Origin of the sequence: Rhizobium sp. P32RR-XVIII, from assembly GCF_012641395.1 — a bacterium.
Classification (GTDB): Bacteria; Pseudomonadota; Alphaproteobacteria; order Rhizobiales; family Rhizobiaceae; genus Rhizobium.
In genome coordinates, this window is record NZ_JABAIH010000046.1 from 1 (window position 1) to 11441 (window position 11441).

An 11441-nucleotide genomic window follows, 5' to 3' on the forward strand; every position below is an offset into this window, starting at 1 on the left:
ATGCTTGGCGATATCCAGACCAATTGTGGTAATCTTCTCCATGGACGGCTCTCCCTTATGTGACTTTCGACAGCCACACTTTGGCACATTGCGATGCCGGGAGCGGAGGCCGTCCACCACATCAGGTTAGCCGTCTCGGACCAGCGATAGATGTCTTATCCGACAGGCCGAGGATGATCGCGAATCCTGCAGTCCATCCAGGGAGGTTCGAAGCGTGCAGGATTGCCAGCAGTGGAAGTCTCTGCATAACGCCCAGCATATCCTGCTAGTCCTGAAGTTGCCTCGCTTCCCTCCCCCAGGGCTCGCCGGGCGTGGCCGCCCGCCCGGTGATATCTTCGATGTCGATCCTATAGAAGACGTGGGCATGATAGCTTTGGGCCGGCTGCGATACCGGCTTGAGCCCACCCGGCTCCCACCAGTTCGCATGGCGCTCAAGAAGTGACCACGCATGAATGCGCTCCTGATGCCACTGTCCGGTATCCGGCAGTTCCTGATAGTGACCCGAGATGACCACGCTTTTCCAGCTCTGCGCGTCCCTGAACCGCTCGACCAGAATGCAGGCGTGTGGATTGTCCCTCAGCCATTCGATTTTCTTGCCCGGTATTGAGAAGCTGTAGAGGCAATTGCCGTCGAGCGCATAGTAGATTGGGACGACATAAGGACGATCGCCCTTACAGCAGGCAAGATGTGCAAGATGACCCGAGGAAATCACCTCCATGGACTCCTGCCGCGTCATGTCCTTCACTTTCATAATCTTCTCCTCCCTGGAGAGAACCTAGAATGGATCCTGTCATGAAAGAGAAAAGGGTGTCTTGATATAGCTCAATCGCGGCAGGATGTGACCAGAGTGAGAATCCGATGCCGATCCTCGCGATCGGTCGGAAATCGCCCGGGCTTTCCGACGATGTGGCCTAGGCCATCCAAAAGGATCTCAACCGTGTTTCGCTTGGGGTTCATAGGTAGCTCCGAGGAGCGGCAATGATCTCGCGAGACCTGGACCCCAAAGCCTCGCGGGCAGCTATGACATGAATTGAAGAAGAGCAGTATTTATTCGGAGGCACCGCGGCTTCTACACCATCAGTCCCCGTCCCGCTGCTTCCAGCCGGTGGAACGGCATGGCTGTCGAATGGTCGCGTGTTCAGGCGAAAAGCTCTCAAGCCTCTCACTTCAAGTGACCTTGCACAGCCGTCACGTTTCATCCTGTGCAAGATTTCGATCCGCCTTGACGCGCATCAATGAGGATTTGTCGTAAGAGCGATTTAATTCGGACGAGTTCGACTCTATCGCGGCTGCCTTCCAGCGCAAAGGCACGCCTTTATTTGCAAATCCAGGAGAAGAGCGAAGCGGTCAGTTCGGAATTTGCGGAGCAATCCAAAGGAGGCAAGCGATGACATTCAAGACGATTCTCAACGTGATCGCAGCGTCGCAAAGCGATCTTGATATTAAAGTCGCAATGGATTTGTGCGAGGAGGCCGGCGCGCACCTCGCCGTTTTCATAGTAGCGATGCCCCCGCAGCTTAACGGGCGTTACGCCACTTTGGCTCCGGCTTGGTTGGAACAGCGAGAGCGCATCAAGCGGGAGCTCGCCGAGAGAGCGGGACAAGTCCGTGACCGGATCGCTGCCGCCGGGCTGTCATTCGACGTGGACACCGTGTATGCCGAAGTTGCCGGAGCAGGTTACGACATCGGTGAGCGTTCGCTCTATACCGATCTTGTCGTCGTGGGGCCCGAGGTATTTGAGGATGAGGATCTCAAGCCAGAGGTCGTCACCGGCGCAATCTTCCATGCGGGGCATCCGCTTCTCCTCATTCCGCGTGGCGGTACTCCGACGCTAAAACCGAAGACCGTTGTGCTCGCCTGGGACTCGCGGCCGCAGGCAGCTCATGCCGCGCGGGAGGCGCTTGAAATCATGCGGGCGGCTGACTCGGTTCATATTACCATGATAGACCCTGTGGCCGCGCTAAGAGCGAGCGGAGACGAGCCGGGTGCTGATGTCGCCACATACCTCGCCTGCCACGGCGTCAATGTCATCGTCGACCCTCTGCCGAGCATGGGCCGAGAAGTCGCCGAGATATTGCCGAAGCACGCCCTGGATATCGGTGCCGGTATGATCGTCATGGGAGCCTATGGCCGTTCCCGCATGCGGGAGTTCGTCTTCGGCGGAACAACGAGATCGGTCCTGAACCACGCCGAGCTTCCCGTCTTGATGGTGCATTGACACCGGGAAATCGACACCGGGAACGAGAAGTGCCGAGCATAAATCATGCATCAGTATCTATTCCGTGGATTTCGCCGGCACCGACATCATGATCGTGACTACTGCCCCGGAGCGATCAGCCGCGGTTTGCTGCAGTGATCGGGCCGTTACGTCGCTCGTCGACATACTGTGCTCCGCTGGAATGGCGGCAAATGGGGCCGTGAGGCCAAGCATGTTGGCCTGCTGCAGAACGGCTGCCGCCCAGGAGAGTGTCGCCTTCGAAATCGAAATCTCTACGTGGGCGTCGAGTGGCGTACCGTTGGACCGCCTAGACTTCGTCTTCGAAACCAGCGAACGGGGAGTTCGGAGCTCTTTCCGGCTTTCCGATTCTCGGCAAGGGCTATGGCGAGTTCATCCAAAGAGTATGCAAGGCGCTCGTCAGTGGTGCGTCGGATCGCGACCGTCCACTCCATGCGTTCCGGCCCATTCGGTAACGTCAACCGCGGTAATCCTGATCCGGCCGTCCCCCTCCAGTTCGCCGCGATCATATTTCGCCGAGGCGATCTCGCTGAAAATGTCGATCCTCTCCTGAAGGCGGCTCTCGTCGCATCGTGGCGGGTCTGCGACATCCAAAAGTGCTTCCCTGTTGATGACGACGATCTGGTTGACGCCGTCGGCGTCCATCATAAGCAGAGCCTCGTTACCTGACGATTTCATCATTCCACTGATAAGCTTCAACGACATTGTTTAGTCTCCGGGTAGTTAGTTTCCCTAGACTTACCTCAAGAGCGCTGGGCGCCCGCTGAAACAAGCTGTCTAAAACCTATCTCATGAGGAAGGATCCGCCTTGATCCACATCAAAGCGGAAGCCTTCCCCGTCAGGCAATGGAAGCTGTCGCAGCCCGGTGCCAGCGACTGCTTCTTTAGCCGGGACATTCGCGCTGCAGTTGTTGATCGACGGGAAGCTGTTTGCTTGAGTTCGCTTCGGGTGCCGACGTTGACCAAAACCAGGCTCGCACAACTGCGATCAAGTCGTGAGCTCCACCGGGACTGGGGATTCATTTCACGACGAGGAAGCGAACGTGGCCGTCCCGGAAAACGCCAAGAAGTAGCGGCGCTTCGCTTGCGGCCGCCAAGTCCACGACCATCTGCGGATCAGTCGCGTCCTTCCGGTTGACACTGACGACGACGTCACCAGCTTCGAGACCGGCAGCCGCCGCCCTGCTGCGATCGCTCATGGCCGCAACGAAGGCGCCTTGCGTTTTTCCATAGGCATCGGATTCTGGTCCGACCGCTGTCAAGGTGACGAGAGATAGAAGTCCCTCACCCTCGACACTCGCAGGCGGTGCGGGCTCCTTCGCCGCTTCGAGCGGGCGTAGTTTTGCTGTGATCGTCAGGCTTTCCTTTGGTCTCTTGATCGAGAGCCGAACGACCGACTCCGGCGGATAGGATGCGATCATGTTTCTTAATTCGGCTGCGTTTCGGACGGCGGCCTCATCGACGGCGACGACCACATCGCCTGGAATTATGCCAGCTTTCGCGCCTGGGGAGCCGGGCACGACCTCGCTCACGACTGCGCCAGCCGCTGTATCGACTGCCAAAGCAGCGGCTAAGTCGAAGTTGTTATCCTGAATGATCGTGCCGAGTTGTCCTCGCTTGATTTCTCCATGGGCGATCAGCTGGGTCATGATCCCCTTGGCCATAGTGATTGGTATCGCAAAGCCGATCCCTACATTGGCACCCGATGGACCTATTATGGCGCTGTTGATGCCAACGAGCTTACCGTCAAGGTCCACAAGCGCGCCTCCCGAATTGCCGGGATTGATGGATGCATCTGTCTGGATGAAATTCTCGTAGTTGGCCGCGCCAAGGCCCGCACGTCCTAGCGCGCTGACGATCCCCAGAGTGACTGTCTGCCCGAGGCCGAAGGGATTCCCGATTGCGGCGACATAATCACCGACGCGAAGCTCGGTGGATTCGCCCATCTCAATTGACGTTAGGCCATCTGCCCTGATCTTCAGCACAGCGAGGTCGGTATCAGGATCCGTCCCGATGATGGTCGCGGCGTAAGCGTCGCCGTTGGCGAGCGTTATGCCGATGCTGCTGGCGTTTTCAACCACGTGGTAGCTTGTCAGTATATACCCCTGAGAGGCATCGACGATCACGCCGGATCCCGTTGTCTGAAGTGCCTGTCGCACTTGGGTTGCATCTTCTGGCAATCCGAAGAATTTGTGGAAGAACGGATCGTTGAGGAGCGATTCATCGTCGACAGTTCCTTCCGTCTGAATCGCGACACTCACCACGCTCGGGCCCACTCTGGCGATCATTGGCGCAAGCGACGGCTGGCCCGTGGCGGACGCTTCCGCTGTCAACGTTAGAGCGAGGATGAGGAGCGCAGCCGCTCGCCGAATCCAACGCATAGGCGGTGTGCTTCTTTCTGTCGACGCGCCGAAGCGGAGCACAGCGCCGTTATCGCGCGCCAGCGCCGGGGTATCCCCGACTGGGAACTGAGAGTGCGCATCCGAGCGGATGCACAACGGCAAGAAGTATTGCTTCATAAACAGAGCCCCTCGTTCATCACTTTGTCGCATGGTGAGGCGCGAAAGCGGCTTCTGCATTGATTTGTCTCAATGCCAACGGGCGATGCAAGCTTTGACCGCGATCAAAGCGCACTGCTTTCGCGGGCCATAAGCTGGCCAAATGGAGGACGTGATGATGACACACAAACAAGTACTGTTTCGCTCCGCAGCGCGAGAGAAGATCTTGAAAGGAACGACCCAGCTGGCAGACGCTATTCGTGTGACGCTCGGGCCACGGTCAAAAGCCGTCCTGATAGAAAAGAAATGGGGAACACCAGTCGTCTGCAATGACGGCGTAACCATCGCCAAGGAATTTGATCTGAAGGATCCTGAAGAAAATCTCGGCGCTCGCATGCTTCGCCAGGCGGCCGAAAAGACCGGCGACATGGTCGGAGATGGAACGAGCACCTCGACGGTTCTTGCCCAGGCAATCTTTTCAGACGGCCTGCGCAACGTCACCGCCGGCGCAAGTGCGATCGACATCAAGCGCGGACTCGACCGTGCCCTTGCGTGTACCGTCGCGCAGCTCAAGCTGAACAGTCGACCTGTCACGGACAAGCGCGAAAAGGTACAGGTTGCAACCATATCCGCCCATAATGATCCGCAGATCGGAACGCTGGTCGGCGATGCCATGGAGAAAGTCGGCGACGACGGCGTCATCACAGTTGAGGAATCGAAGTCGACCGAAACCGTTCTCGAGGTTGTCGAAGGCATGCAGTTCGATCGTGGATTCCTGTCCCCCTATTTCGTCACTGATGTCGAACGGATGGAAATCATCCTCGAGGACGCGGCTATCCTGCTGGTCGACCGGAAGCTGAACGCGCTGAACGACTGTGTTGCCTTGCTCGAAAGTATCGCCAAGGCGAACATGCCGTTGCTCGTCATAGCGGAAGACGTAGAGGGCGAAGCGTTGGCGACTTTGATCGTCAACCAGATCCGCGGAACGCTGCACAATTGCGCCATCAAGGCACCAGGCTTCGGCGACCGCAGGAAAGCGATGCTGCAGGATATCGCCATCCTTTCGGGTGGACAGGTTCTTTCCGAAGAACTCGGCATCAAACTGGAAACGGTGACCTTGGAGCAACTTGGCCACGCCGCACGCGTCGTCGTCACCAAGGATACTACCACCATTATTGGTGGCGCCGGCGACAAGAAAGCGATCGCCGGCCGCCTCGAACAGCTCCGGCGTGAGATCGAGCAGACGACCAGCGACTATGACAAGGAGAGGCTCCGGGAGCGTCTGGCCAAGCTTTCGGGCGGCGTCGCTGTGATCAAGGTCGGGGCTGCCACCGAAGCGGAAATGAAGACCAAGAAGGAAGCGCTCGATGACGCCATCAGCGCCACGAAGGCAGCTGTTGCCGAAGGGATTCTGCCGGGTGGCGGCCTCGGGCTTTTACGTTGCATGGGTGCGGTCGCCGCCGAAGAGGAAAAGTGTGAGGGTGACGAGCGGACTGGCGTACAGATTCTCAAGCGTTCCCTGGAGATTCCAATCCGGCAAATTGCGGAAAATTCATCGACGGACGGTGGCATCGTGATTGCCAAAATGTCCGAAGGCACCGGCAGCTTCGGATATGACGCCGGCAGGAAGATCTACGTCGACATGTTCGAAGCAGGAATCGTCGATCCGACAAAGGTGGTTCGCGTTGCGCTTGAGAACGCCGTTTCTGTCGCGAGCGTGTTGCTTCTGACGGAAGCGACGATGACAGAAATCCCCGAGGAGCCGAAAGAGAGGCCAGCTCATGCCGAGATGGCTCTGTGAGCTCAGGCAATAGATGATAGGAGGATAGTATGACGTCTTTGGATGAGAGAAGAAGGGCACTTGAGGACGGTTACATTCTTGACCGTGAACGGTCGTTCAAAGTGGCGGCTCGCCGGGATCGGCTTCTGGCGAAGTGGGCCGCCCCGTTGGTTGCGCGCGCTGACGTAGAAGATTATGTCATAGAGGTCCTAGAAGCAGGACTTGCGACGCCGGGCGACGAGAATGTGCTGAACAAGATTCTTGGAGACTTTGTTGCGGCCGGTCGAGACACCGACGAAGCCGTCGTCCGTGAAAAGATGCGCGAGCTGATGTACCAGGCAGCCGAGCAAATGGAGCGTGAAAGTCGGCGTTAGGGTCACGCCCCGGCGCTCAAGCGAAGGCGTCATTTGCGCCTCAGGGTGCAACCGAGGTCGCCGCAATATCGATAATCGACCGCTCAGCCTCCCCATGCGCCAGTACCGCCGCATTTTGAGCGACCAAGGCTAACACAGTAAAGAATCGGCTTGTCTCCCGCGCATAATCGATGATCAACTCGTCCGTAAAATCATTCAAGACGTCCAACGAGTCGCTGCTCGCCGGCGCGGCAGCTAAGGTTCCAAAAAACTTGAGGTCTTTTTCGAGACGGTCTTGAAGGAAGGAAAGTCCCTCGATTTGAAAGCGTAGCGCCGCGTTGGCAAACTCTGCCTTGATCTTCGCTTCGGCCAGCACGCCATCCATAGCTTTATGGAACTGGGGAAAAACAAAGGGGAATTCTGCGCTCGTCATCTGCTGGCTCCCACTATGGTGTCATCGGATCAGGCTACGCAAGCTCTGAATTAAGTTACCTGCGATGCCGCTAATTTTGAGTCATGCTGCATCTTGATTATCTGCTGCGCTGCGGCGGGCGTTTCCGCGGCGCTACTGTCGACATGGACCGTCGGCACCGCAATCTTGATGCCGTTCTCCTCGAACGCCTTTTTGATCATCATAAGGGCGCGCCGCTTGAGGACAAATTGCGTCCCTGGCTTTGTCATCATTTTAATTTTAAGGACGATGGCGAAATCTCCGAAGGAGTCGATGCCCTGCATCTTGAGGGGTTCAATCGTATCCGCTGCAAACTCGGGATCCTTCGCCAACTCCTGACCAATCTTTTTGACGAGCTTGCGCGCCAATTCAATATTGGAATCATAGGTAACGCCGATCGTCATCTTCTCGATCGACCAGTCGCGGCTCATGTTCTGAATGGCGCCGAGTTCCCCGAAGGGCACCGTGTACACCGGGCCGCGATGGTGCCTAAGGCGCACCGAACGCAGGCTGAACGATTCCACCGTACCTTTATATGAGCCGGCCTGGATGTACTCGCCAACTCGGAAGGCGTCGTCCACCAAATAAAGCACGCCGCTCAAAACATCCTTGACCAGTGTCTGAGAACCAAAACCGATGGCGACACCCACGACCCCCGCGCCGGCGATCAGCGGCAAGATCTGCACGCCCATGCCGGCGAGGATCGTAAGCACGGTAACCACGCAAATGAAGACTGCCAGACCGTTACGGAAAATCGGCAGCAGTGTCCGCATTCTCGCATTACGCGCCACTTGGTCCGAACTGCCCCCCGCCTCGGTTACTGTCATCCGGTATTCGATCAGCGCCTTCGACAATTGCCAAAGCAGATCCGCCACCAACAGGATGATAATTGCGTTCATCAGGCCGGAGACGATTGCCGCGCCAGATTCGTTTGCGAACAGGGAGGCGGTCTTCTGACGCCAGATGTAGGCCAGCCACGCAACAGCCAGTCCGATGACCGCGGCTCTGGCACCTCTGACGGCGAGCACATCTACAACGACTCCGAATACCCCCTCCCCGCGCCATCGCTTTGCGAGCGCTCTGGCAAGATTTCCAGCCGCGCGCACCACTGATGGCAGAACCAGCGCAAAGATGCCGATCCATAGCAGTTCCAGCAGTCCCGCGGCCCAAGCCAGCCAGAGGGCGATGAGAAAGAGGCTGACCAAGCACTTGCCGGCGACGCCGCCGGAGCTGTCCGGACGTTGCCAGGCAATTGCAACGGAAAGCCACAGCAGGGCTTGACCGAAGAGAAGAGCAGCCAACCGAGCGACGTCAAAGGAGAACCCAAGGCCGGGCATGAGGCTCACGACTGCCCAGCCGAACAGGACAACCGCGGCGATCACCGTAATCTGGCGATACCAGAATGATCCAGCGTCCTGCTCCGGCAACAATGCTGCGACCTGATCCGGAGGGCAAGCGGCAAACGCCTCCTGCGCCAACAGGAGCTTCGATATCGCGCGCACGATACGCAGAGCGATGAATGCCAGCATGATTGTAAGCACAATATGACGCAATAGGAGAGGCCATTCAAACGCCAGGAAGGAACCGACGCTGGCAAGGGCGAAGGTTGGGATCGCGACGGCATCCTCCAGGCGGGCTTTGGCACCCCGCGCACCGGTCTTTTGCGCCGTCCTCAGGCCCCGCCTGACCAACCATTCAGCGCCGAATCCGACGACGGCCAATACGGCCAGAATGCCGGCGACAAGGCCGGGTCTTCCATGATTTACTTCGCGCGTGATCACTGCCGCCGCATTAGCCGTTTCCGCCGGAATGCGTGGGAGGGCGGCAACCAGCGCATTTAGGCGGTCGTGAACCGCCGTCTCCCAGCTCTCGATAGCGTCCGCCAACGTCGATGATTTCTCCTCTGGAGCAGCAGCCCTTGCTTCCAGCCACGATTTGAGTTGCGGATCGTTGACGAGCTCGAGAAATTGCCGCGCTTTTTCGGGCGGTAGCGCTGCTGGACTCTGCTGCGCCCATGATGCTGCCGGTAAGGCGGAGAATAACCCGAGGGTGACGACGAAAAAGCTGCACGTCCAAACGGCAGCTAGGCAGCCCCTTGCCTGCCGGCAGCGGGGCGGCATCACCGGAGTCTCTCTGGATTGACGCCGGCGACTTCCGACGGAGGTCGGCATGCACGCCCGATCGTGCCACGTATCATCCTCATGCGTTCCTCCCCTTTGCAAGGACATCACGTCCAAGGTGTCAGCTTATGGATAGGTGATTTTCAACGGCAACGACGCCCGGAACCGACCACGCTGCGCGCTCCGCCACCGCACGCTCATTCCAAGCGCGGACACCGCCCTCGAGGATAACTTTATTGTCGACGACATTCACCCGGATCTGGCTGGCCTCTACCTCGGCATTGCGTCGAAGGGCATCCTCGACGCGGTCCTTGACGTCAGGTACGGACGCCACCGGTCTGATTGTCAGCAGATTGGTCACGGCCGTGACACCGCCAAGCTTTTTAACAGCGTTTTCAGCCGCCATCTTCTGGAAATGCCAGCGGACCTCGCCGGACAGTGTCACCCTGCCCTTTTCCACCTTCACATCGATAGCGTCATCGGGAAGTGCCGTATGCCAAGCAATGATGTCGAGCGCGCGCGCTGCAATCTCGTCATCAGCATGCCTCTTTCGCTCGGGATAACGGACCTCCACTTCTTCGGCAATGGCGCGAACACCCTTGACCCGTTTGGCGGCCGATTCGGCTGCGATCTTCTCGGCATAGCTGCTGACATGTCCCGACAACGTGACAATGCCGTTCTCCACTGCTACGCCGATATTCGCGGCATCGAAACTTGGCTCGAATTCCAGTTCGTCGATAACGTCCTGGCGCAGACTTTGGTCACTCATCTTGTCTTTGCGATCGCTCATTTTAGCTCTCCAATTCGGTCGAATATGCCCGCGGCAAATCCGTGGAAGTCATATTCGAGTCCCCAGCTGACGGTGTCATTGCGTTAGGTCAAAAAACCTCCGCTTGTTTCAGCGGGTTTCGGAGCGGCAGTAGTTCATGTCATGGCGGACGATCGTTGCTCAGGATTAGTCGAACCTGTCGCACTCGCGCATCATGTTCGGCGCTAGCGCTTTCGAAACCCAACCTGCGGCAAAGGCTAAGCATCCTGTCATTGTCGGCAGAAACGCAACCCCGAATTTCCGTCAACTCTTCGGATCGTGCATAGGCTATGATTTGTTTGAGAAGTGTGCTTCCCAAACCCATCCGCTGCAGATCGCTTCTCACGAGCAGGCCGAAATCACCCCATTCGCGATCCATGTCGATCGCGAGGCGAGATACTCCCGCGAGCTCTCCCGTGTCTGTCAGGATTGCAACAAACGCCATCTCCCGTTCATAGTCGAGATGGGTCATCCTGATGATCGCGGCTTCAGAGAGTTTGGTCTGCCCGAAGAATCGCAGCCGAATGTCCTCCGGGCTCGTCTTTTGGAGTAGCGTTGCGTAAAGACTCGCATCCGAAGGAAGAATGGGTCGAATCGTAAAATGCTTGCCTGCCAGTTCGGCATCGGTCGTCAAGCCGGTGGGATAAGGCCTGATCACCAGCTTTCTGTTTGGTGCCGGTTCCGAAATCTTTTCCGGATCGATCTCGATCCTTGCATCAAGGGCGACAACCGTCGTTTCACCGGCGATAAGCGGATTGATGTCTACAGCTGTGATGAAGGGGAAGTCGACCGACATTTGCGACAGGGAGAGGAGCACGCCTCTGACCGCCTCACGGTTGGCGGGAGGAACACGGCGGAAACCTTTGAGCAAACGATTGATGCGCGTCCCTGCGATCAGTTCCTCTGCCAAGCCGGCGTCTAGGGGGGGAAGGCCAATGGCAATGTCGTTTACCGCCTCAACGGAGACCCCGCCCGCGCCAAATACGATGGCAGGACCAAACACCGGGTCCGTCGTAAAGCCAACGAGCAGCTCTAGCCCGTTTTTGATTGTCACCATCGGCTGGAGCACGAATCCTTTCACATCAGGATTTTTGTCAACGGTTCATTGATGTGGCATCGAATTTCTCCTTCGTAATCGGATCCATGGTCTGAGCCCATAGCAACTACCGGCTCGTTCTCGAGCCTGTACAATCTC

General features: G+C 57.7%; 10 protein-coding genes. 3 read left to right on the plus strand and 7 right to left on the minus strand.

The window, feature by feature from the left end:
- Positions 1-265: 265 nt before the first annotated feature.
- Positions 266-751 (minus strand): pyridoxamine 5'-phosphate oxidase family protein, encoded by a 486-nt coding sequence (locus HGP14_RS34515; RefSeq protein WP_168834281.1) that lies wholly within the window; start codon positions 749-751, stop codon positions 266-268.
- A 636-nt stretch (positions 752-1387) separates the two neighbouring features.
- Here HGP14_RS34515 and HGP14_RS34520 point away from each other — a divergent pair.
- Entirely contained in the window at positions 1388-2218 is an 831-nt protein-coding gene (locus tag HGP14_RS34520; RefSeq protein WP_168834282.1) for a universal stress protein, read from the plus strand.
- 417 nt (positions 2219-2635) lie between these two features.
- Here HGP14_RS34520 and HGP14_RS34525 read toward each other — a convergent pair whose 3' ends face one another.
- Positions 2636-2941, minus strand: a complete 306-nt coding sequence (locus HGP14_RS34525) for a hypothetical protein (RefSeq protein ID WP_168834283.1) — start codon at positions 2939-2941, stop codon at positions 2636-2638.
- 314 nt (positions 2942-3255) lie between these two features.
- Complete coding sequence (locus HGP14_RS34530; RefSeq protein WP_246704764.1) at positions 3256-4617, minus strand: trypsin-like peptidase domain-containing protein; 1362 nt, start codon at positions 4615-4617, stop codon at positions 3256-3258.
- 295 nt (positions 4618-4912) lie between these two features.
- Here HGP14_RS34530 and groL point away from each other — a divergent pair, with 295 nt between their 5' ends.
- Both groL and HGP14_RS34540 read left to right on the plus strand, forming a co-directional pair.
- Positions 4913-6535: a chaperonin GroEL gene (gene groL, locus HGP14_RS34535; RefSeq protein ID WP_168834285.1), complete on the plus strand. Its 1623-nt coding sequence runs from the start codon at positions 4913-4915 to the stop codon at positions 6533-6535.
- A gap of 29 nt (positions 6536-6564) precedes the next feature.
- Entirely contained in the window at positions 6565-6888 is a 324-nt protein-coding gene (locus tag HGP14_RS34540) for a DUF1476 domain-containing protein (RefSeq protein ID WP_168834286.1), read from the plus strand.
- A 40-nt stretch (positions 6889-6928) separates the two neighbouring features.
- On the opposite strand, the gene HGP14_RS34545 is transcribed toward HGP14_RS34540, so the two are convergent.
- The 4 genes from HGP14_RS34545 to HGP14_RS36610 form a co-directional block, all read right to left on the minus strand.
- Complete coding sequence (locus HGP14_RS34545) at positions 6929-7300, minus strand: hypothetical protein (RefSeq protein ID WP_168834287.1); 372 nt, start codon at positions 7298-7300, stop codon at positions 6929-6931.
- A gap of 50 nt (positions 7301-7350) precedes the next feature.
- Positions 7351-9438 (minus strand): mechanosensitive ion channel family protein, encoded by a 2088-nt coding sequence (locus HGP14_RS34550; RefSeq protein WP_168834289.1) that lies wholly within the window; start codon positions 9436-9438, stop codon positions 7351-7353.
- Between the two features lie 121 nt (positions 9439-9559).
- Entirely contained in the window at positions 9560-10207 is a 648-nt protein-coding gene (locus tag HGP14_RS34555; protein ID WP_168834290.1) for a BON domain-containing protein, read from the minus strand.
- Positions 10208-10367: 160 nt separating this feature from the next.
- Complete coding sequence (locus HGP14_RS36610; protein ID WP_312862248.1) at positions 10368-11327, minus strand: GNAT family N-acetyltransferase; 960 nt, start codon at positions 11325-11327, stop codon at positions 10368-10370.
- Positions 11328-11441 lie beyond the last annotated feature (114 nt).

What these genes read in the sequence shown, in the direction of transcription:
- HGP14_RS34530 (WP_246704764.1), bottom strand. Translation starts at nt 4,617, where the DNA reads ATGCGTTGGATTCGGCGAGCGGCTGCGCTCCTCATCCTCGCTCTAACG.
- HGP14_RS34555 (WP_168834290.1), bottom strand. Translation starts at nt 10,207, where the DNA reads ATGAGTGACCAAAGTCTGCGCCAGGACGTTATCGACGAACTGGAATTC.
- HGP14_RS34545 (WP_168834287.1), bottom strand. Translation starts at nt 7,300, where the DNA reads ATGACGAGCGCAGAATTCCCCTTTGTTTTTCCCCAGTTCCATAAAGCT.
- HGP14_RS34550 (WP_168834289.1), bottom strand. Translation starts at nt 9,438, where the DNA reads ATGCCGCCCCGCTGCCGGCAGGCAAGGGGCTGCCTAGCTGCCGTTTGG.
- HGP14_RS34525 (WP_168834283.1), bottom strand. Translation starts at nt 2,941, where the DNA reads ATGTCGTTGAAGCTTATCAGTGGAATGATGAAATCGTCAGGTAACGAG.
- HGP14_RS34520 (WP_168834282.1), top strand. Translation starts at nt 1,388, where the DNA reads ATGACATTCAAGACGATTCTCAACGTGATCGCAGCGTCGCAAAGCGAT.
- groL (WP_168834285.1), top strand. Translation starts at nt 4,913, where the DNA reads ATGACACACAAACAAGTACTGTTTCGCTCCGCAGCGCGAGAGAAGATC.
- HGP14_RS34515 (WP_168834281.1), bottom strand. Translation starts at nt 751, where the DNA reads ATGAAAGTGAAGGACATGACGCGGCAGGAGTCCATGGAGGTGATTTCC.
- HGP14_RS34540 (WP_168834286.1), top strand. Translation starts at nt 6,565, where the DNA reads ATGACGTCTTTGGATGAGAGAAGAAGGGCACTTGAGGACGGTTACATT.